The organism is Brevibacillus fortis (assembly GCF_046196545.1).
Taxonomy (GTDB): domain Bacteria; phylum Bacillota; class Bacilli; order Brevibacillales; family Brevibacillaceae; genus Brevibacillus; species Brevibacillus fortis_A.
Genome location: NZ_CP176370.1, coordinates 2,381,069 through 2,401,138 on the forward strand (window position 1 = coordinate 2,381,069; position 20,070 = coordinate 2,401,138).

Annotated in this window: 20 protein-coding genes; 14 read left to right on the top strand and 6 right to left on the bottom strand. The window is 48.4% G+C overall.

Going from position 1 to position 20,070, the window contains the following annotated elements; all coding sequences use genetic code 11:
- Positions 1-20: 20 nt before the first annotated feature.
- The 4 genes from ACKKE8_RS12300 to ACKKE8_RS12315 all read left to right on the top strand — a co-directional run bounded on the left by ACKKE8_RS12300 (position 21) and on the right by ACKKE8_RS12315 (position 3,512).
- Positions 21-332 (top strand): hypothetical protein, encoded by a 312-nt coding sequence (locus ACKKE8_RS12300; protein ID WP_409178401.1) that lies wholly within the window; start codon positions 21-23, stop codon positions 330-332.
- A 110-nt stretch (positions 333-442) separates the two neighbouring features.
- Positions 443-1,300: a patatin family protein gene (locus tag ACKKE8_RS12305; RefSeq protein ID WP_409178402.1), complete on the top strand. Its 858-nt coding sequence runs from the start codon at positions 443-445 to the stop codon at positions 1,298-1,300.
- A 120-nt stretch (positions 1,301-1,420) separates the two neighbouring features.
- A complete protein-coding gene (locus ACKKE8_RS12310) occupies positions 1,421-2,482 on the top strand; it encodes an HD-GYP domain-containing protein (RefSeq protein WP_409178403.1) in 1,062 nt (353 codons plus the stop codon).
- 163 nt (positions 2,483-2,645) lie between these two features.
- Positions 2,646-3,512: a universal stress protein gene (locus tag ACKKE8_RS12315; protein ID WP_409178404.1), complete on the top strand. Its 867-nt coding sequence runs from the start codon at positions 2,646-2,648 to the stop codon at positions 3,510-3,512.
- Between the two features lie 59 nt (positions 3,513-3,571).
- Here the strand turns inward: ACKKE8_RS12315 and ACKKE8_RS12320 are convergent, their stop codons facing one another.
- Together ACKKE8_RS12320 and ACKKE8_RS12325 are read right to left on the bottom strand one after the other, a co-directional pair.
- Complete coding sequence (locus tag ACKKE8_RS12320; RefSeq protein WP_409178405.1) at positions 3,572-4,819, bottom strand: MFS transporter; 1,248 nt, start codon at positions 4,817-4,819, stop codon at positions 3,572-3,574.
- A gap of 62 nt (positions 4,820-4,881) precedes the next feature.
- Positions 4,882-5,475, bottom strand: coding sequence for a TetR/AcrR family transcriptional regulator (locus tag ACKKE8_RS12325; RefSeq protein ID WP_409178406.1), 594 nt, complete (start codon positions 5,473-5,475; stop codon positions 4,882-4,884).
- Between the two features lie 139 nt (positions 5,476-5,614).
- On the opposite strand from ACKKE8_RS12325, the gene ACKKE8_RS12330 reads away from it, so the two are divergent.
- Both ACKKE8_RS12330 and ACKKE8_RS12335 read left to right on the top strand, forming a co-directional pair.
- Positions 5,615-6,457: a deoxyribonuclease IV gene (locus ACKKE8_RS12330; protein ID WP_409179106.1), complete on the top strand. Its 843-nt coding sequence runs from the start codon at positions 5,615-5,617 to the stop codon at positions 6,455-6,457.
- Positions 6,458-6,508: 51 nt separating this feature from the next.
- On the top strand, positions 6,509-6,910 hold the full coding sequence (locus ACKKE8_RS12335) for a hypothetical protein (protein ID WP_409178407.1): 402 nt from the start codon (positions 6,509-6,511) through the stop codon (positions 6,908-6,910).
- A 483-nt stretch (positions 6,911-7,393) separates the two neighbouring features.
- Here the strand turns inward: ACKKE8_RS12335 and ACKKE8_RS12340 are convergent, their stop codons facing one another.
- Positions 7,394-8,815 carry a sigma-54 interaction domain-containing protein gene (locus tag ACKKE8_RS12340; protein ID WP_409178408.1) on the bottom strand — a complete coding sequence of 474 codons (1,422 nt, stop codon included), beginning with the start codon at positions 8,813-8,815 and terminating at the stop codon, positions 7,394-7,396.
- A gap of 281 nt (positions 8,816-9,096) precedes the next feature.
- Between ACKKE8_RS12340 and ACKKE8_RS12345 the strand changes: the two genes are divergently transcribed.
- The 6 genes from ACKKE8_RS12345 to ACKKE8_RS12370 are packed head-to-tail and all read left to right on the top strand — an operon-like array spanning position 9,097 to position 13,958.
- A complete protein-coding gene (locus ACKKE8_RS12345) occupies positions 9,097-9,762 on the top strand; it encodes a CoA transferase subunit A (RefSeq protein WP_409178409.1) in 666 nt (221 codons plus the stop codon).
- Positions 9,762-10,424, top strand: a complete 663-nt coding sequence (locus ACKKE8_RS12350; RefSeq protein ID WP_409178410.1) for a 3-oxoacid CoA-transferase subunit B — start codon at positions 9,762-9,764, stop codon at positions 10,422-10,424. Before ACKKE8_RS12345 ends, ACKKE8_RS12350 begins: the two co-directional genes overlap by 1 nt.
- 44 nt (positions 10,425-10,468) lie before the next feature.
- Positions 10,469-11,275 (top strand): ABC transporter substrate-binding protein, encoded by an 807-nt coding sequence (locus tag ACKKE8_RS12355; protein ID WP_409178411.1) that lies wholly within the window; start codon positions 10,469-10,471, stop codon positions 11,273-11,275.
- Between the two features lie 49 nt (positions 11,276-11,324).
- On the top strand, positions 11,325-11,990 hold the full coding sequence (locus ACKKE8_RS12360; protein ID WP_409178412.1) for an amino acid ABC transporter permease: 666 nt from the start codon (positions 11,325-11,327) through the stop codon (positions 11,988-11,990).
- A 17-nt stretch (positions 11,991-12,007) separates the two neighbouring features.
- On the top strand, positions 12,008-12,748 hold the full coding sequence (locus ACKKE8_RS12365; RefSeq protein ID WP_409178413.1) for an amino acid ABC transporter ATP-binding protein: 741 nt from the start codon (positions 12,008-12,010) through the stop codon (positions 12,746-12,748).
- Between the two features lie 28 nt (positions 12,749-12,776).
- Positions 12,777-13,958, top strand: a complete 1,182-nt coding sequence (locus ACKKE8_RS12370) for a thiolase family protein (RefSeq protein ID WP_409178414.1) — start codon at positions 12,777-12,779, stop codon at positions 13,956-13,958.
- A gap of 77 nt (positions 13,959-14,035) precedes the next feature.
- Here the strand turns inward: ACKKE8_RS12370 and ACKKE8_RS12375 are convergent, their stop codons facing one another.
- From ACKKE8_RS12375 to ACKKE8_RS12385, 3 genes are all read right to left on the bottom strand, one after another.
- The gene (locus tag ACKKE8_RS12375; RefSeq protein ID WP_409178415.1) at positions 14,036-14,407 is read right to left on the bottom strand and encodes a hypothetical protein; all 372 of its coding nucleotides are present in this window, start codon (positions 14,405-14,407) and stop codon (positions 14,036-14,038) included.
- A gap of 125 nt (positions 14,408-14,532) precedes the next feature.
- Entirely contained in the window at positions 14,533-16,248 is a 1,716-nt protein-coding gene (argS, locus tag ACKKE8_RS12380; protein ID WP_409178416.1) for an arginine--tRNA ligase, read from the bottom strand.
- Between the two features lie 366 nt (positions 16,249-16,614).
- Positions 16,615-17,103, bottom strand: coding sequence for a hypothetical protein (locus tag ACKKE8_RS12385; protein WP_409178417.1), 489 nt, complete (start codon positions 17,101-17,103; stop codon positions 16,615-16,617).
- Between the two features lie 198 nt (positions 17,104-17,301).
- On the opposite strand from ACKKE8_RS12385, the gene ACKKE8_RS12390 reads away from it, so the two are divergent.
- Complete coding sequence (locus ACKKE8_RS12390) at positions 17,302-17,874, top strand: sigma-70 family RNA polymerase sigma factor (protein ID WP_409178418.1); 573 nt, start codon at positions 17,302-17,304, stop codon at positions 17,872-17,874.
- Complete coding sequence (locus tag ACKKE8_RS12395) at positions 17,865-20,069, top strand: YcdB/YcdC domain-containing protein (RefSeq protein WP_409178419.1); 2,205 nt, start codon at positions 17,865-17,867, stop codon at positions 20,067-20,069. Before ACKKE8_RS12390 ends, ACKKE8_RS12395 begins: the two co-directional genes overlap by 10 nt.
- The last annotated feature ends 1 nt before the right edge of the window (position 20,070 follow it).

Genomic DNA, 20,070 nt, shown 5'->3' on the forward strand with positions numbered 1-20,070 from the left:
AGTAGAAGGAGGAGGGGTAAGTGGGTACGACCAAAGAGTCAGACGCTTTATCGCATGAGCAGCCAGATGTCTATGAACGCGCAAGGCTGGCACTGGATGATCTGATTGAAGAGCTATGTGAAGCACTGGATGAGGAAGATACTGAATCCTATAAGCGAAAAGGCTATGAAATGATCGGGAGTTACTTTCGAGAGCCTGTCAATACCGGGGAATTAACCTTGATCTATGCAGTGGTGCTTGCCGATATCCTCTATAAGCTGGAGTTGACGCAGCAAGGGGAAAACGTAGCAATGGTCCGTGATGAGTACAGCATGATGAAAAAAGACGATTGAGTGGCGACCCTGTTTGAGGGTCGTTTTTTGATTGGCACGGTCCCGCCCTGCATGTTTCATTGGGCAACCATTCATACTACGGGTAAACGACATCAAAATGGGTGATTGGTATGGAAAAGGTCGGGCTCGTTTTGCAAGGAGGGGGAAGCCGTGGGATTTATACCGCTGGCGTTCTGGATTACTTCATGGAGCAGGAGCTATACATCCCTTATGTGATAGCCGTGTCAGCAGGTGCGTGCAATGGGGCGGCATACTTGGCGAGGCAGCGCGGATTGGGAAAGATTTATCATACGAAATACATTCACGATCCCCGATACTTTCACTATAAAAATTTGATCACGAAGCGCTCGCTGTTTGGCATGGATTTTATTTTCAATGAGATGCCTTACAATCTGGAGCCGTTCGCTTTTGAACGGTTTCGCGAAGCGAAGGAACAGTTTGTCGTCGTCACAACGGATTGTGCGACAGGAGAAGCCGTTTACTTTACGAAAGACGACTGTGAGGATATTTTCCGTGTGATTCGGGCTTCGTGCAGTCTTCCGTTTCTATCACCCAAGGTTACGATCGACGGACGTAAGCTATGGGATGGTGGCATCGTACATCCGGTACCTTTCATGAAGTCCATGCTTGATGGCAATCAGAAGCATATTATTGTGCTTACTTCTTCTTGTCAGCCAGGTGAGTGGATGCGCCAGCTTTCGCGTGTCGAGCGTCTTTTTTCCAGAAGTACGCGCTTGTGCCAAGCATTCATTCGTCATTTTCGTATCTACTACGAGGCGATTGAACAGGTCAAAGAGATGCAGAATCAAGGCAAAGCGTTTGTCATCGCACCTCCAGCGGGTACCTTTCTACGAGGTTTTGAACGTCAAGAGGAGAAGCTTCAGCATTATTACAGACAAGGCTACCAGGATGCTCATACCCAATTTTCTGGGCTTTGTACATGGCTTGGTCTTGGCAGGAACAGGTGAAAAATGGGGAAACGTCTGTCCCGTGGATGTTTTTTCGGCAAAATCATACGAAACAGGTTTTTCCAAAGCGAAGATAGGGAAGAAGCATCAGGGGAGGATGGAATCAGGAGGAAAGACCCCATGAAATATGTGAATGTAGACCTAGTAGAGCCAGGAGACGTTTTGGCTCGAAGCATTTATACAAGCGAGGGTTTGACGCTCTTGCATTCAGGTGTCCAGCTGACTGTCGGAATGATTAATAAATTGCGGCGGTTCGGCGTCACGATGTTAAGTATCAAAGACCCACTGCTCGATGAAGTAAAAGAGCAGGAGGTCGTCACAGAGACCACTCGGAAGGACGCCATCCGCAATCTGTCGCAAGCGATTTCGTGTGTGCAGTCTGGAAAAAATTTTGATGTCCGCGGCATTCAAAAATCAGTGGGAAGTATCATCGACGAAACCTTGAAAAATCGTCGCGTGCTCTTGAATCTGGGAGAGATTCGCACGACCGACAACGCTATGTACATTCATTCCTTGAATGTGTGCATGATGGCGACGGTAATGGGCGTAGGTTTAGGCTATAATACGGCTCAATTAAAAGAGCTCGCCATCGGAGCTCTCTTGCATGACATTGGAAAGCTGTCAGTCGACAAGGAAGCACCAGCCTACAAAAAGAACAGCAAGACGAATCATCATACGTGGCTGGGCTTTGATCTGTTGCGAAAAAAACATGAAATGAGCATTGTTTCCGCACACGTTCCTTTGCAGCATCATGAATGGGTGGATGGTAGTGGGCAGCCACGAGGCCTGACTGGCGATGAGATCCATGATTTCGCCAAGATTGTTGCGATTTGTAACTACTATGATAATCTCATCTCACCCTTTTCAGAGGAAGAAGAGACGTTGCCTGCGTATGAGGCTTGCGAAAAAGTCATGGGGCTCGCGGAGAAACGCTTTGATCACAAAATGGTCATTCACTTTTTGCGCTCGATTGCCATGTACCCGACAGGGACCTCGCTGAAGCTGTCGACAGGAGAGATCGGTGTGATCATTGACCAAAATAGAGGCTTGCCTTCGCGCCCAGTCGTTCGGGTCATTCGAAGAGACCAGCAGGCGAATCGACGGATGGTGGATGATCATGAGATCACGGATATTGATTTGAGTGAAAAGCCTACTATATTTATCACAGCTGTCATGGACTAGGACTTTGGAAGAATAGGACTCCCTATCAGGGAATATCCCTACCAAGATCAGGGAAAACCCCTACATACACGTAGGGCTCACAGGGCTACAATGGACTCAAGGCAGATGGATACATAGAGCTACACCACATTTGCCAGATGAAAAAGAGGAAGGACGTGTCATTATGTCCCGTATTCTAGTCCCTGTCGATTTCTCAGCGCAGTCCATTCAGGCGGTCCGCTTCGCGCTGGCCTACGCCAAAAATAAGCATGATATCACATTGCTTCATGCCATCTCGCCGTTCCCTTCACGCAATGTTGTCAGAAGGTTGGGACGAGATGTCGTAGAGGATTATCAATTGGATGAAGCAAGAGAAGATCTGAAGAAATTCCTGTCGATCGTTGAAGAAGCCGGTATCACGTATGAATTGGAGATTGAGTTCGGAGAGCCGCATGAAGTCATTGCGAAGCACGCTGCGAATGACTATGCTGCCATCGTAATGGGAACACATGGCTACGGTCGTATTACAGGCTTCCTGTTGCAAAGCGTCAGCTATCCGACACTCCACGATGTCAAAGTTCCAGTCTTCCTCATTTCAGAGGAGACAGATGAGAACCGCTTCCCTTGGAATAAAGTACTCATTGCAGTAGATGGTTCCGATCATTCGATGGAAGCTGCGAAAAAAGCCATCGAGATGGGGCAGCACCTCCCGGATGTATCGTATACGCTCCTGTCCGTTGTCATCCCGCCAGTCACATACGCAGGTGTATATGGCGTAGGCTGGGATAATATGAATACACTTGAAGGTTGGGGACGTGAAACACTAAAACCTTGCGAGGAGATGCTGGAAGCTGCATCGCTTCCTTTTGAAAGCAAGGTCGTGGTTGGAGATCCAGCTACTGTGATCCGCCAGACGGCTGAAGAAATCGACGCTGGACTGGTTGTGCTCGGTCATCATGGCCAAGGTGCAGTGGCAGGTACGCTGCTTGGCAGTGTCACATTTAAAACAATTCATCGTACGAAAACACCACTCCTCATTGTGAAAACATAGCATTTTACTAGAAAAAGCTGTCCGCTTGGTGGACAGCTTTTTTGCTTGGGCGCATTCCCTTACGATAGCGTTTGCGCTTGTTTGTGTTCGAGAAGATGGTTAGCTCCATCTTGTGAAACCACTGCCGAATCCCACTTGATTCGTGTACATCCCCATGCAGTGAGCAGAAGGATGACAGATGCGATTAGAAATACCGTAATCAACGAAGTCATCTGCATGAGCGGACCTGCCACAAAGGAACCGACCATCATGAGTCCGACCATGAGCGGTGAGATCGTTCCATTCACCCGTCCGATATACGCTTCATCCACGAGCTTGATCATGAACATACCGATCACGATCTGTAAAAATGCCATCCCAATTCCGGTGAAAAAGCGCATCGCTGCGGTTACGTATACCCAAACAGAGAGAACTTCTACGGCGACAGAGAGAGCGAAGAATATCAATCCACCTGTAATGACCCAGCGACCATTCAAGCGCTCCAGATAAACGGAAGCCAAAATGCCGCCCAACAACATACCTAATCCGTCTAACGCGTTAAACCACTGAATGGCTTCCTTGGAAAGTAAAAGACGATCTGTGACGACAAATACCTCCAACGAATTGATAAGACCCGAGGATAACCCCAGACACGCAAAGGTAACGGCGAGCCCGCGCAAGGCTGGTCGCTTTTTTACATAGGTAAAGCCTGCTTTAATCTCAGAAAGGAGAGTTCCGCCTTCCTCTGTTGCACTGGCAGTTGAGGGGGGAAGTAGCAGCAAGATCAGTGCCGAGACGAAGAACAGGCCGGCCATCGTTAACAGGGAAGGGTAGATGCCCCACTGCTCAAAGAAAAAGGTACCAACAATCGGGCCAACCAGCAGAAAAATCGAACCCGTACTTTGAGAAATAGACACGGCTGCTGCAACGTGTTCATCAGGAATATGGCGCTTCATCATCTTGGCAGAAGAAGGCTGGGAGAACTGAGACGCGATAGCCGAGATAAAGGTCGCAAAGAATACAGCGATCCACATCCCTTGCCAGAGTAAATACACGATGACTAAAACAGAGAGTGCACTTAACAGGTTCCCGGCCATCATCGTTCGCTTCGGATTCCAGCGATCAGCCAATGCCCCGCCAATAATCGAAAAAACCAAGATCGGTGCAAGCTCGATGGCGGTCAAGAGCGATACAGCGGTGGGATTGTTGCCGCTCGTCTCCATGACATAGTAGAGCAAGGCCATGTTGCGAATCCATATACCGATATTTTCTAATGTATCCGAGATAAAGACGGTGAGAAAAACTTTGTTTCCCCAAAGACCTTTCATGAGTCATATCACTCCCGAAAAAATATACCGAACGTCCGGTCTAATAAAAGCTGAAAAAAATGCTACTTGGCAATAATGCCATGCAGCAAAACGTCAATGCTCCTTTTTAGCAGAGCATGAAGACGCTCGTCTTCCATTTGATAACCTACATTGATGATTCCGTTCATGAGCCCTTCCAGTATCATCGCCATTTCTTCGGGATCGCATGGAGCGAACTCGCCTCGGTCCATTCCTTCTTGGAAGAGTGAAGTATAGAGGGTATATGTGGAGCCAAGCATTTCCAGCACTTGTTCCAAAATGACTGGATCGGCGAGCTGGCTACCGGAGAACTCTTCGCCTGCTTTTTTTAGAGGGTGGGACAAAAAATCCTCCAAGAAAAAAGCAGCTAAGCCGTACAGTTTATCGATGGATGTCTCGAATTCTTTCTCTTTTTCCTGCCACAGATCTACCCATTCGTTGTACTGCTTTTCAAGCAAATACAGGAACAACTGCTCCTTGTTTTTGAAGTGGTAATAGAGGCTGCCCTTACTCGCTCCAGTTGCTTGGCAAATGTCCTCAATGGAAGTGGCTGAATAGCCTTTCTGAGAAAATAACTCGGTGGCTTTCTCTACGATATGTTGTTTGGTTTTCTCCCCATCGAGACGACGCTTTGACATTTTTTAAAAGCTCCTTCTTCTAGACTGAACGTTCGGTTTAGTTTTAGTTTATTCGATTTGACAGGGAAGCGCAAGTGCTCGATTGAGAAAAAGGGACAGAGGGAAAAATGATAAGAAGCTAGAGAAGGGCGGGATTATTTTGCAAATTGGTTGTCATGTCAGTATTCGTCATGGGTACGAGGAGGCGGCGAGAACTGCATACAAAGAAGGAGCCTTATCCTTTCAATTTTTCCCGAAAAACCCGCGAAGCTTAGGTGTCAAGCAATTCGATGCCCGGGATGCAGAGCGGTGTCGCGCTTTTTGTCAGCAAAACGGTATGCTGTCGATTGCTCATACGCCATACCCGGTGAATCTTTGCGTCGAGGAGCAGGAGCTATTCGTAGTCACAGTAGGCTCCGTACGAAATGACCTTGAAATTGCCGAAGCTTGTGGAGCATTGGGCGTGGTCGTTCATTTTGGCCAGTATAAAGGCACTGATGTACTTACCGGTTACAAAATCATGATCCAGATGGTCAATCAAATACTGGATGGCTGGAATGGAAAAGCCCAGCTGTTAATCGAAAACAATGCCGGACAAGGCAATCGCATGGGTACGACACTCGAAGAGCTCACGCAGGTTCGACAATTATTTGCTGAGCCACAGAAGGTAGGGTTTTGCCTGGATACGTGTCATGCATTTGCCAGCGGATTGTGGAAAGGGAATGATTGGGGGGAAGTAGCCGATCGGATGCGAGAGCTCGATTATTTTACGAGCTTGCGTGCCGTTCATCTGAACGATTCCGTTTATCCGAGTGGTTCTTTTCGAGACCGACATGCCTCCATCGGAAAAGGGATGATCGGTGATGCGGCCATTGCCGCTTTTTTGCAAACACCCGAATTGCAAGGACTTCCCATCGTTCTGGAAACGGCGAGAGGCTCAGAAGGGGGGCATAGCGAAGAAATCAAACATGTTCGTCTGCTCAGAGACAATTGGCAGGGCTGACCATGTTGTGGTAGAGTGTGAAATGATGTGTTCAACACGGGAGGGGTACCTATGAAAAAGCGTATTAAGGTGACAATTGCGGATTTTACTCATCTTACAGAAAACTTGAATAACCCGGAAGAGCTCGCTCTGTACGAAGCGGCGAACGGAAATACATACGATGCTGAAATCGAGCATGATGGATATGCGATTGTGGATGTGACAGACGAGGATTACATCGAGCTGGCTCCAGGGGAGTATCAGCTGATGATCGAGGAGTGGACAAACGCCGGACAAATCGGCGAGTGGACACTGCAAACCATGTCTGACCCAGCGGATGACAGGGCTTTGCTGTACCGCACTGTGGACAAGGCTGGGACGGAAATACAAGCACCACAATCATTGCCGAAGCAAGTAGTCGAGCTGGTTGCCAATACGTGGTTTGGCAAAAAAGCGAAGAAGATTCAGGAGTAATCCAAGAAAGAAAAGGAGCGCTGCGAGGTAGCGCTCCTTTTTTATGCCAATAAAAATGTATAAGCGCAACGAAGGCTTGTCGTAGTTAAGTTATCTAATAAGTAGCATTTACATCTTGAACGGACAATCAGCTGTAGCATTGAACATTGTGAAGATTAACCCTCAGTTTATACTGATGAGGATCTAAGGTGTAAAAGGTACCGATGAACAAACAAAGCTGGTGAGAAGAAAAAGCGCAGGACTCGGAGACCTTGACAACGCCTACCCAGTCGGAACTGCAAAAAGGGGACCACGCTTGTCGAACACTTCTTCCTTGAGAAACATCCGCCCGTAGGGTGGCTTTGGCTCGACGGTCCCCTTTTTGCAGTGGAGACGGCCAGTGAATCCCCCCTGCTGGCGTGTCAGAGTCGAAGAGAACTGCGCTTTTTCTTCTCCTCCACTATGTTGACTCAGAGTTTTCCCAATCTTTCCCAAACTTTCCAATCACTCGTCCTCAGATTCCAGCTGAATCCCATACTTTTTAATCCGACGCATGAGAAGAGACTGGGTAATACCGAGGGCCGCTGCTGTTTTGCGAGTCGTTTTATGCGTGCGCAATGCTTGCAGAATAAATTCCATCTCAATTTTCTCCATCCGCTCTGTAAGAGAAAGAGAGCCGAGTGAAAGAATTCCTTCCTCCAGCTCACGAATACTCCGCAGTTCTTCTGGCAAATCACTGACTTGGATTTCATCCAGCTTGGACGTAATAACGATCCGTTCTACCAAATTTTCCAGCTCCCGCACATTTCCAGGCCATTCGTATTGATGCAAAACATCCAGCGCTTCCGGGGAAAAACGCCTTTTTTGATTATGCTTGCTATTGAATCGTTGTAAGTTGTGATGGAGTAACGGGAAAATATCATCCTTTCTCTCCCGTAATGGCGGAACATTGATTGGCAAAATATTAAGGCGATAGTACAGGTCGTGTCTGAATTTGCCCAACCGCACGAGCTCCTGAAGGTTGGCATTGGTTGCTGTTATGATGCGGATGTCAGCTGTGTATGTTTTGGTGCCGCCGATCGGCATAAATGTTTTGTTTTGCAAGAGCAGCAATAACTTCGATTGCAAGTGGTAGGGAAGCTCGCTGATTTCATCCAAGAAAAGCGTACCTTTGTCCGCCATTTTCACTAATCCGATTTTCCCCGAATGACTCGCCCCTGTAAATGCCCCTTTGTGGTAGCCGAACAACTCTGACTCGATCAAGGTTTCGGGAATGGCGCTACAGTTGACGTGGACGAACGGCCCGCTCCTTCGTTCGCTCAACTGGTGGATTTGCTCCGCAAGATAGCTTTTTCCTACACCTGTTTCTCCTGTAATAAACACGGTCGTGTCGACAGGGGCTGCTTTTTTCATTAATTCTAGCAGGGCAAGATAGGAACGACTGTTGCCAATCATGGTTTGGGAGGAGCTCTGGCTTGCCTCCCATTTCATGAGCTGAATCTCTTCGCTGTACCGCTTTAGCAAAGCGACCGTCTCTTCCAGCTGTGAACTGGCACGGGCTGCCTCAGTGATATCGCGTGAGTGGGAAACGATCAGCTCCGGTCTTCCATCCTCATCCGGAATGATGTGTCCAGTCACCAGGAATTTCCCTTTATTATTGACGAGCTGAATGGTTGTGGTCGGTTTTCCCGTTTCCAAAACTAAGCGGGTGACGGAAGGACTGAAAATCCCCATTTCTTCGAGGTCAGATACGTTTTGCCCGATGAGTTCGGCTTTTGGTAGGCCACACAGGTTTTCACTCGCATTGTTTAACCATAAAGTAGTTCCCTGCGCATCAGCAATGAATATGCCATCTGCCAGTGTGTTCAGGATGTCAATAAAACGATCAACAGAAGACAGTGCTAGTATCTCCGCAGCTTTTTCCATGTTGAGTAGCTCCCCAGTTTTTCAACTGATTGTACAAGATCAAATTGATTTTTGTATAGTGAGTCGAAATTAAAAATACGTGAGTCGAAATAGATTCAAGCAAAAAGTTAGACTTTTCCTACTTTTCGATTCAAAAGTGAGTCTATTTCGACTCGCCAAGAAAGGAATGCTTTTAGCTTGATTGCGTTTTCTTGCCGTTTTGAGGCTTGGCATAAGAGTTGCTAATACATAGTTGGACGTAAGCGATTTACCCAAGAATAAGAGATAAGGAAATGCATGCGATGTTATCAAAACTGGTGACGCACGAACAAGCAGTGGAGCATGTTCTGGATGGCACCCGGCTGATGTATGGCGGATTCGGCACGATTGGCTCCCCGGCACACTTGATTGATGCGATCTTGCACAAAGGCGTGCAAAGCTTGACACTCATCGGAATTGATGCGGGGTATCCGGAAGTCGGAATCGGAAAGCTGATCAGTCATGGACGGGTGAGGCGGCTGATAACCACACATATTGGCTCCAATCCCGAAGCAGGTCAACAAATGATGGACGGAATGCTGGAAGTGACATTTTGTCCACAAGGAATTTTCGCAGAAAAGATTCGGGCAGGAGGTGTTGGCATTCCGGGAATCGTTGTAGATGCGCATGTGAGAGGAGAGCGAATGGAAGAAGCAGAGCCGTTTGCTTTTGCCGGAAGAACTTGTCAGATTGAAGCCGCCCTTACAGCGGAGATAGGGATCATCTATGCGAAACAGGCGGATACTTACGGAAATCTCATTTATGACAAGGCGGCAAGAAATCTGAATCCGCTAGTAGCGATGGCCGCAGATATCACGATCGCTGAGGTGGAGGAGATCGTCCCTGCAGGAGAGCTGGACCCGGATAAAATCGTGACGCCTGGCATTTTTGTGGATTATATCGTGGTTCGTGGCGGAGGGAACAGCTGATGGGGTTGGAAATGGATCAGCGAAATATGGTTGCTTGGCGTGCAGCCAAAGAGGTCGCTCCCGGAATGGCAGTGAACTTGGGGATCGGGATACCTGAGCTCGTCGCTGATTTTATCCCGCATGAATGGCAAGTCATGTTTCACTCGGTGAATGGAATCTTGGGAGTCGGACCTACGCCGTTAAAGGGAGAAGAGGACCAGCATATTTCCAACGCAGGTGGAGCACCTGTTACCGTTGTACCGGGGGCATCGTATTTCGACAGCACGATAGCGTATGGCATAATCCGGAGAAGAAAGCTGGATGCAGCGTTTATCGGGGCTTTGCAGGTGAATCGCCGAGGAGATCTGGCAAACTGGATTGTTCCTGGCTCACGCGTTCATGGAATTGGTGGAGGAGCGGAGCTAGCGTATTACGCCAAGAAAGTAATCGTGCTCATGAGCCATGTCAATCAGGCAGGCGAGCCCAAAATTCGCAGGGAGTGCACATTGCCGCTGACGGCGAAGGGCTGCGTCGATCTCATTATCACCGAGAGGGCCGTTATCGAGGTCACGCAAAGAGGCTTGCTTTTGACAGAGGTAATGTATCCGTACACCTTGGAAAATGTCATCACGCATACCGGTGCACCTCTAATGATTTCAGAAAATTTACAAATGGTAGAGTAATGAAAAATGTAAGCGTGAACATATAGAATTGGGGGATGGAACAGATGAAAAAAACATGGAAAACAATCGCAGGAGTCGTATTCTCGTTGTCACTACTTGTAAGCGGATGTAGCCAAGGAGCTTCCACGAACAGTGCAGGAGGTCAAGCTGCTGGAAATGCATCGTCCATGACAAAAGAGGCAGGCGTATTCGTTTACGCGGCTTCTGGTGAATATCAGCCATTCAGCTACTTCAAGGATGGTCAATTAACCGGATTTGATGTTGAGATCGGCAATGAGATCGCCAAGCGCTTGGGGCTTGAGCCAAAGCCAGTCACGTCGCCTTTTTCCGGTATTATCGCAGGGGTAAAGGAAGGACGATACGATGTAGCGATTGCCAGCCATGCGATTACAGAAGAGCGGAAGCAGCAGGTTGATTTCGCAGACCCGTACTACTTGTCCGGTGGTCAACTGTTCGTTCGCCCGGATGGGACCATTAGCACGCTGGAAGGATTGAAAGGCAAGGAAGTGGCAGTTGCACTCGGCACTACACACGAAAAGATGGCGCGGGAGTATACGGATAACATCAAAACGTATGACAGCGATGTAACGGCTCTGCGTGCCTTGGAACAGGGAAAACATGATGTCGTGATTACAGATAGCGTCGTAGGGGAGATTGCCATTGGGCAAGGCTTGAAGCTTAAGAAAAGCGGGTCGCCACTCTCGGAAGTCAAGCATGGAATCGCAGTGCGCAAAGGAAATACGGAATTGCTGAACAAGATCAACGAAGTGCTCAAGCAAATGATGGAAGATGGTACCTACGTCAAATTGAGCGAAAAGTATTTTAATCGCGACATCAGCAAAGCCGAATAGTGAATTGGTATGACAGATAAATTCCATTACGAGTGAGGGGTGGCATCAAGTGCCCAGTTTTGCCCATCTGACAGAAGAGTTTTTCCGGACATTGCCGTTTTTTTGGAAGCCGTTGCTGCTGACATTTCAGCTGACGATCGCTTCTGTTATCGTAGGCTCGATTATCGGATTGTTTGTGGCCTTGTTAAAGGTATCCAAGCTTCCAGTTGCACGTTTCGTAGCCAATGCGTACATTATGATCATTCGCGGTACGCCACTGGTCGTGCAAATTTTCGTCTTGTATTTCGGCTTTTACAAAATCATTGACCTCGGTCAATTTTGGTCCGCAGCGCTCGCTCTGGCGATTCACAGCGGAGCCTATATCGCAGAGATTTTCCGGGGCTCCATTCAGTCGATTGATAAAGGACAAATGGAGGCAGGTCTGTCTTTGGGCATGTCCGCTCGACAGACCATGCGTCGGATCATTTTGCCGCAAGCGATGAAACGATCGATCCCGCCGCTTGGCAACCAGTTTATTTTGTCTTTGAAGGAATCGTCTCTGGCCGCTTTCATTGCCATGGATGAGTTGTTCTCACTGGCCCGCCGCTTGTCTGCGGAAACATTTGATGAAATGACGTACTTTTTGATTGTGGCGCTCTATTACTTGGTTATTGTCATGGCGTTTACGTATGTGGTCCACATCATGGAGAAGCGTCTGGCCAAAGGAGAGGCGTAAAGCGGAGGGGAAAGACGATGGAAAAACAAAGTGAAATGATACGCGTGCAAAATTTGAAGAAAAGCTTCGGAAAAGTGGAAGTTCTCAAGGATGTTACCTTGCAAGTCGGAAAGGGCGAGGTTGTCGTCTTGATCGGTGCTAGTGGATCGGGGAAAAGCACATTGATTCGCTGCATTAATTTTCTGGAGATCAAGGACGGCGGAGAGGTCTATATCGAAGGGAAAAGCATCGACCCGAAAAAGGATGACTTGACCAAAGTTCGGCAAAAGGTAGGCATGGTGTTTCAGCACTTCAATCTGTTTCCGCATAAAACGGTTCTGGAAAACATCATGGAGGCACCGCTGATTGCTAAGAAAGCGGACAAGGAAGAAACGAAGCAGGAAGCGCTCCGGCTGCTGCAAAAGGTAGGTCTTTCTGAAAAAGCGGACGCCTACCCGTCCAGCCTCTCCGGTGGACAAAAGCAGCGCGTGGCAATTGCTCGTTCGCTGGCGATGAAACCGGAGATCATGCTTTTCGACGAGCCAACCTCAGCGCTTGACCCAGAGCTGGTAGGGGAAGTGCTGGAGACAATGAAGCAGCTCGCGCAAGAAGGAATGACGATGATTATCGTGACGCACGAAATGGGTTTTGCTAAGGAAGTGGCGGATTGGGTGGCGTTTATGAATCAAGGCAAGATCATCGAGATGGCTAGACCCCAAGAAATTTTCAACAACCCGAAAGAAGAGCGCACGAGAGAATTTTTGAACCGTGTACTGTAATGACGTAAAAACGAAAGGGAGCTGTGGCATGAGAGACGTGGTCATTGTCGCGGGTGCACGCAGTGCTGTGGGTGCATTCGGGAAAAGCCTGCGTGACGTACCGGCAACAGAGCTGGGACGGCAAGTGTTAGAAGGCTTGATGAATAAGGTTGATTTGCCGAAGGAACAAGTCAATGAAGTGATTTTTGGCAATGGGTACGTACATGGGGGAGGACTCAATGCTGCACGTATCAGCTCGCAGCTGGCGGGATTTCCACGCAATGTCTATGGGCACATTGTCATCAAAGCTTGTGGTTCAGGATTGAAGGCGATTGGCAACGGTGCGCTAGCCATAGCAGCAGGTCAAGAGGATGTGGTGATTGCGGGGGGAGTGGAGTCCATGAGCAGCGTTCCCTACCTCGTGAAGAACCGCTGGGGCAGCAAATTCGGCAATTTGTCCATGGAGGACGCGCTCTTGTCCGATGGCTTGATATGCTCACTGACTGGTGAGCATATGGGGATGACCGCAGAACGGCTGGCTGTACAGTACGGTATTTCCCGTGAGGAGCAGGATCGTTTTGCCTATGAGAGCCATGTAAAAGCAGCAGCAGCAATCGAAGCAGGCACGTTCGCGAGTGAGATCGTACCGATTGAAATCAAGGATCGCAAAGGCACCCGTGTTTTTGCGCAGGATGAATCCGTGCGCCATGATATCAAGCAAGAAGAGCTGGCTAAGCTGAAAAGTGTTTTTCAAAAAGAGGGAACCATTACTGCCGGAAATGCGTGTCCGATGAATGACGGCGCAGCCGCTGTATTGATGATGTCTCGTGAAAAGGCGGAGGAAGCGGGTTTGACTCCGCTCGTGAAAATAAAGGCTTTTGCCAGCGCAGGAGTCGAACCTGGTGTGATGGGGATCGGACCAGTTCCCGCCACACAAAAGGTACTGGAGAAAGCGGGATTGTCACTTGATGACATTGGGCTCATCGAATTGAATGAGGCATTTGCCGCCCAGGCTTTGTCTGTGATCAAATGCCTGGAGCTGGACACGAGTAAGGTGAATGTCAATGGAGGCGCGATTGCCTTGGGTCACCCTGTGGGAGCAACTGGAGCCAAACTGACTGTGACGTTGATGAACGAAATGATGCGCAGACGCGAGAAGTATGGAATGGTGACGCTGTGCATGGCAGGTGGAATGGGAATGTCAGTGATCTATGAAAATTTGACGATGTAAACTTCACTTGTGTGCAAATGAAAAAGCCCCGAACGTTGATAGGTCGGGGCTTTTCGCCATGAAAGCTTGATCGCTTATTAGGGGGTGTTTTGTTCGCGTAAGTATTTTCGCAAGGTGGCCGCTACTTCTGTCGGGTTTTCCAGCTGTACAATGACATGCTGATATTTGACATGACCCTCGACTTCTAGGATCAACAACGAATCAGTCTGGGTAAAAGAAAGGAAGTACCATTCATTTCTATGCTGAAAGCTTCCTTCATAAATGTTCAAAGGTCCAATAGATGTCCCTGGCAAGCGCAACATCCATTTTGGCGGAACAAAAGAACCGACCTCGACATGCTTGATCGATTGATAAGGTAACGTGATCGTGCTCTTCAAGGCTAAGAGCGTATGCAAGCCAGTGAGACGCAAGGTAAAATCCGTTTTGCCGAAATGTACACTTCTTCCCATCGTTGCTCACCTCTTTCATCTGCCATCGTTCCATTATCTCACAGATGAATGATGATGACACGGGACACTCAAAAAAGCCGGCGCTTCCCCACAAGAGGAAGGCAACCGGCTTTTCGTATTCTTTCTTACATTTCTTCTGGAGCAGCTAGACCGAGCAGACGCAGACCTTCCTTCAGCACAGCAACGACTGCTGCTACGAGCTGGAGACGGGATGCTTTCACATCTTCTTCCTCAGCCAGGATGCGTACATTCGCATAGAACTTGTTGAATGTTTGCGCCAGGTCGATTACATACTTGCCGATTTGCGACGGATCGAAGTTATCGGCAGCACGTTCGATTACCTCTGGGAACGCGTTCAAGAGGGTAATCACTGCCCATGCCTCTTTGCTGTCGAGTGCACCGGAAGCCAGATTCACTGTCGTTGCTGGCTGGTAGCCACCTCTGCGTAGCAGCGAGCATGCACGTGCGTGTGCGTATTGCACGTAGGGTCCTGTTTCCCCTTCGAAGGTCAGCATCTCTTCCCAGGAGAAGTTGACATCATTCAGGCGGAAGTTTTTCAAGTCATGGAAAATAACTGCGCCTACCCCGACTTGACGAGCCACTTCTTCTTTATTAGACAGCGTAGGGTTTTTCTCTTCGATGACTTTTTGGACATCAGAAATGGCTTGTGCCAACACTTCTTCCAAAAGAACAACTTTCCCTTTACGCGTGGACATTTTCTTGCCGTCCTTGAGCATCATGCCGAATGGGATGTGGTGCATATTCGCGGACCACGCATAGCCCATTTTTTCCAACACTTTATAGAGCTGCTGGAAGTGGAGGCGTTGCTCGTTTCCTACGACATAGAGTGCTTTTGCAAAATCGTACGATTCGTGACGGAAGAGGGCAGCAGCCAAATCACGCGTTGCGTACAGGGTAGCGCCGTCTGATTTTTTGATCAGGCATGGCGGCATGTTGTATTCATCGAGGTTCACGACCATCGCACCGTCGGATTCAGTCAAGAGCCCTTTTTCCTCAAGCAACGTGACAACGCGGTCCATTTTGTCGTTGTAGAATGCTTCCCCGTGCGTGGAGTCGAAGGCTACGTTCATCAGGTCGTAAATCTTCATGAATTCCTTGAGGGACTCATCACGGAACCATTTCCACAGATGCTGTGCTTCCTCGTCGCCATCCTCGAGCTTTTTGAACCATTCACGGCCTTGGTCTTCCAGTGTAGAATCGTTTTCGACTTCTTCGTGGAAGCGAACGTAGAGGCTGAGGAGCTCCTTGATCGGTTCTGCTTTTACCTTTGCTTCGTCACCCCAGAGGCGATACGCAACGATCAGTTTACCGAACTGCGTACCCCAGTCACCCAAGTGATTGATGCGGACTGGCTCGTAGCCTTGCTTTTCCATGATGTTGGCAATCGCGTTCCCGATTACAGTAGAGCGCAGGTGACCCATGGAAAACGGCTTGGCGATATTCGGTGAGGAGAGATCGATCGGTACTTTGCGTCCTTGACCGACATTGCTGTTTCCGTATGTGCTGCCTTGCGTAATGATTGTTTCGATTACTTGCTCTGCCACATTTTCTTGATCCAGGAACAGGTTCACATACGGTCCAACTGCTTGTGATTCGCGCAATGGTGCACCGGAGAGCTGTCCAGCCAGCTCTGCTGCGATCATCGGAGGAGCTTTGCGCAATGCTTTTGCCAATTGGAAGCAAGGGAAGGCCACATCGCCCATTGCAGGGTTTGGTGGTGTTTCCAGCATGCCGTATACGGCTTCTTTTGTCAGTGTGTCTACGCCCATCGAGGAGAGCGTAGCGGCAATCTTTTCAGCGACTTGGTGTTTGTAGCTCATTTGAAAATTCCCCTTTCAAAAAATAAAAACCTCTACGTCTCCTGTGAAAAAGAGACGAGAGGTTATACTCCCGCGGTGCCACTCTTGTTGTTTTTCCCTTCCATGAAATTTGGAAGGCAAAAACCGCTTGATCTGCTGTAACGGGCAGTCCCGGCATCGCCCTACACGATCCGTTGCCCATAATGGCTGGCGCAGGATGTTCAGGCCGCATCTCCGAGGGGCGCTTCCTCACATGGTTTGGCATCGGGCTCACACCGTCCCCGACTCGCTTTCGTCCTCACACAAGGAGTACTTTCCTCATCAACGATTCGTTTGTTTCTCTAGAATTATAGCCGTTTATACCGTCATGATGCAAGAGTGCCTCGATCAAGGTTTTTTTAATATCTTATCTAATTCCGCGAAATACTGCTTGGTCAGCTCTTCCTTTTCTTCCGCACTGAGGTTATCCGCGTTCATCATTTGCTCTTTGTACTGTTCCAGCTTTTCGAGCATAGCCAGCTCGGCAGCAGCGGCCTCGTCCAGATCGTAATTTTCCGATGGATCAAACGGGATCAATCGATTGTCATTCCCACTGCGCAAATAAGCGGAGCGCCAGTTCTCGGGAAACTGGTAAGGCTGTTCGCCAAACATAATCGCTAAAATATCGTCGGATTCAATCGGCAGGAAGTGATCGTAATCGTCTCTTCTGCCTCCCTCGGACAAGTTAATGTGGGACAAAAAATAGTGGAGATAATGTTCCCCAGTTTCGGTATTCTTAACGATGGAATAGGTTTCAAATTCGGATTTGGATAGTTCTTTTATCGTCTCCAAACAGGACAGAAATTTGTCTTTTTCTCGTGCTTGCATGTCATCCATGTCATCTCGTTCCTTTCGCTCTACAATAAGCCTCATGATAGCAAAAGCAATGTGCGCTGACAATGAAAGCAACGCAACGGAGTGCAGCAGTGGAAGAAGGGAAAAGGCTTATAGATAAAATAGTTGGATAATCTTGTCACAAAAATAAGCCAGCTGGATCAAATACATATCAACACGAAACAAGGAGGTGAACAGCGCGTGAATGCAAGTGCCAAAAGTAGCGAAGCGGACTGGACGCTGCAATTGACCAACGAGGAGAAGCTGACGAGACTCATGAGCGAGTACGGAGACAACATCGTGCAGCTCGCCTACTTGATCGTCAAGGATCGTGGAATCGCGGAGGACATTACCCAGGAGGTGTTCCTGAAGGCGTATCGGGGTCTGGATCAGTTCCGCCATGAGAGTAGCGTGAAAACGTGGCTTTACCGAATCGCGATCAACGAGTCCCGCAAATATTTGCGTTCGTGGTCCTTTCGCCAGATTTTTTCTACCTACCTCTCTAAAGAGGAAGCACCCCCGGAAGAGGTCGACACCGCAAACGTTGAATCGGCAGTCATCGGACAAATGAGCAAGGTACAAGTAGCGGAGCAGGTGATGAAGCTCTCGCCGCTGTACCGAAAAGTCATGGTACTTCATTACTATGAGGATTTGTCGATAAGAGAGATGGCGCAAGTGCTGGATATTTCAGAAGATGCCGTACGAACCCAATTGTCACGGGCCCGAAAACATTTTAAGGCATTGTGTGAAAAGGAGGGATTGGAATGGACGTAGATAAGCAAATGCGTGAAGCAGTACGGAGCGCAAGTGAGGAATCAGTGGAGGAAGTGAGGTTTACAAAAGAGATGGAATTACGGATCAGAGGTGCAATTGCAAAGAATAAACACAAGAATCGAAACAGAATTTTCGTGGCGGGTTCGCTGGCAGCTTGCTTGGCGGTTACTGCTGTGGGAATGCACCAGCAAGGCTGGTTTCCACAGTTGCCAAGTGGCAAGAATGTAACGAATGCGATTGCAACGACCGCTACGAAAACAAATAATAAAGAGGCAAATCAGAACAGTGTAATGGTGTCGGCGGAAGAGGCCGTCTTACCATTGAAAAAAGTGATTCCAGCCTTGAGCAAGATGACAATAAGAGTGGATCGTACAAGCCATGGAATCAGTGATCTAACGTTATTGGAAGGCGATAATGCTCGTGCCAAGGTTGCTTATGATATACAGACAGGACAAATTGAGAGCTTTACAATTGATGGTGATCGAGGAGAACAGAAGGAAGAGAAATTGCCATCAGCCAAGACTGCGGAGAAAGCAGCAAGCGCATTTCTTCAAGCTTTTTTAGGGGAGGAAAGTAAGACCTATCAGCTCGTCGAGACTCAGATCTATACCGACGAGCATATGGTAAAAGACCCATGGATGAGCGTGAATTATCAACGGATCGAAAACGGCCAGCCCGTTCCGTTCGACGTATTGTCGGTTGGAATTGACGAACGTGAGCAAGTCGCGTTTTTCGGGCGATTGAACAAGAGCGAACAAGCCTTTTTCACTAAGCTGACAGATGCCATGCCCGATTTGAGCCCATCCCTTCTTCTTTTGGATAAAGAAAAGAACCACGATGGCATGTCATTCATTTTGGGGAAAACGAACAAAGAGGGTCATGAAGTTTCTCTTGTGATCACTGGCAATGGTCAAGCATTGGAACATTATAGGCTTCTGTTTAAGGATGAAAAGGAAGCAAAGAGCCAGAAAAGAGCAGAAGGAGCAAAAGCATTGGAGCAAGAGCGACAGTTCCTGAACAAGCTGCTCGGGGCTGATAGCGAGAACTATCGGTTGTTGGACGCCAACCATCCGGGATTGTACCTGAGATACTATAACGGGATGCCGGTGTTGTCTGATGAAATAAGCATCGAAACAACCGACTCTGGCCACCTCGAATATTTCAATAAGGGGCTCGAATCATTTGAGCCGTCGCAGTACCCGGATGTATCGACTGCTGTGTCAGAAGAGGTAGCCATCAAAGAGCTGAGCGAGCATATGAAGCTTCGATACGTGCAGAATCCGAGAATACAGCCACAATCAAAACAAGGGGATATGTGGCAGCCCATTCTGGAGTACACACCAGCTGTTTCCTTCATGCAAAGAGGACGTGAAGATGGTACGGAGTGGTATATCGACGCGACCAATGGCAAGATGGTGTATGGAACGGGAGATAACGGGCTTGCTTATGATCAGTTGAATACGAAGGAAGCACATCCGATCGAATCTCCAAAGGAATACGTCAAGGTTCGCTCCAAGGATGAGGCAAAAGCGTTGCTGCAAGCGGAATTCGGCATACAAGTGGATGACTCGACCTATAGAGAGAGTAACCGTGACGGACGCAAGGAATACGTCTGGAATGATAAAAATGACAAGTATATCGGCGTAGAAGTTCTCGCAGAAACAGGCAGTGTCGTCGGACTGGGAACACCGCGATCCGATACAGCAGTGACAGTCAAACGCGAGCAAGCGGAAGAGGCTGCACTTGCCTTTCTGCCTAAATACGTTGATCCAGGCATAAAAGAAGTGCAATTGGCGAAAGTCATACAGCCAGACGAAGCGAATCCTGTGTCATCGGGCGAATGGGAATTCAGATATCTCATGAGCAAGGGTGGCATTCCAGTACAGGATCGCTGGCCAAAAGTGGCTTATTCAGTAACAGTCGATCCGTCTTCTGGCAAAGTGACAAAGTTCGAAAACTACAGAGAGACGCACGAGTTGGTGGAGCTTCCAGCATCCGACGAGATCGTCTCGAAAGACAAGGCTGTTGAGGCGTATTTACGCATCATGCCTTTAAAGCTGGTCTATTTGATGAGAGATGTGGATGGGCAAAAATTAGCGCAACCAAAGCTGGCGTATGTGCCGTGGAGTGACGAAAAGCTGGCGTTCAAATATATTACTCTGGATGCCGTGACAGGCAAGATCATCACCAAATAAC

Coding starts and splice junctions, on each gene's coding strand:
- argS (WP_409178416.1), bottom strand. CDS start 16,248: ATGAGCTACAAACACCAAGTCGCTGAAAAGATTGCCGCTACGCTCTCC.
- ACKKE8_RS12365 (WP_409178413.1), top strand. CDS start 12,008: ATGGAAAAACAAAGTGAAATGATACGCGTGCAAAATTTGAAGAAAAGC.
- ACKKE8_RS12340 (WP_409178408.1), bottom strand. CDS start 8,815: ATGGAAAAAGCTGCGGAGATACTAGCACTGTCTTCTGTTGATCGTTTT.
- ACKKE8_RS12375 (WP_409178415.1), bottom strand. CDS start 14,407: ATGGGAAGAAGTGTACATTTCGGCAAAACGGATTTTACCTTGCGTCTC.
- ACKKE8_RS12350 (WP_409178410.1), top strand. CDS start 9,762: ATGGGGTTGGAAATGGATCAGCGAAATATGGTTGCTTGGCGTGCAGCC.
- ACKKE8_RS12355 (WP_409178411.1), top strand. CDS start 10,469: ATGAAAAAAACATGGAAAACAATCGCAGGAGTCGTATTCTCGTTGTCA.
- ACKKE8_RS12335 (WP_409178407.1), top strand. CDS start 6,509: ATGAAAAAGCGTATTAAGGTGACAATTGCGGATTTTACTCATCTTACA.
- ACKKE8_RS12315 (WP_409178404.1), top strand. CDS start 2,646: ATGTCCCGTATTCTAGTCCCTGTCGATTTCTCAGCGCAGTCCATTCAG.
- ACKKE8_RS12310 (WP_409178403.1), top strand. CDS start 1,421: ATGAAATATGTGAATGTAGACCTAGTAGAGCCAGGAGACGTTTTGGCT.
- ACKKE8_RS12325 (WP_409178406.1), bottom strand. CDS start 5,475: ATGTCAAAGCGTCGTCTCGATGGGGAGAAAACCAAACAACATATCGTA.
- ACKKE8_RS12395 (WP_409178419.1), top strand. CDS start 17,865: ATGGACGTAGATAAGCAAATGCGTGAAGCAGTACGGAGCGCAAGTGAG.
- ACKKE8_RS12385 (WP_409178417.1), bottom strand. CDS start 17,103: ATGGATGACATGCAAGCACGAGAAAAAGACAAATTTCTGTCCTGTTTG.
- ACKKE8_RS12305 (WP_409178402.1), top strand. CDS start 443: ATGGAAAAGGTCGGGCTCGTTTTGCAAGGAGGGGGAAGCCGTGGGATT.
- ACKKE8_RS12345 (WP_409178409.1), top strand. CDS start 9,097: ATGTTATCAAAACTGGTGACGCACGAACAAGCAGTGGAGCATGTTCTG.
- ACKKE8_RS12370 (WP_409178414.1), top strand. CDS start 12,777: ATGAGAGACGTGGTCATTGTCGCGGGTGCACGCAGTGCTGTGGGTGCA.
- ACKKE8_RS12320 (WP_409178405.1), bottom strand. CDS start 4,819: ATGAAAGGTCTTTGGGGAAACAAAGTTTTTCTCACCGTCTTTATCTCG.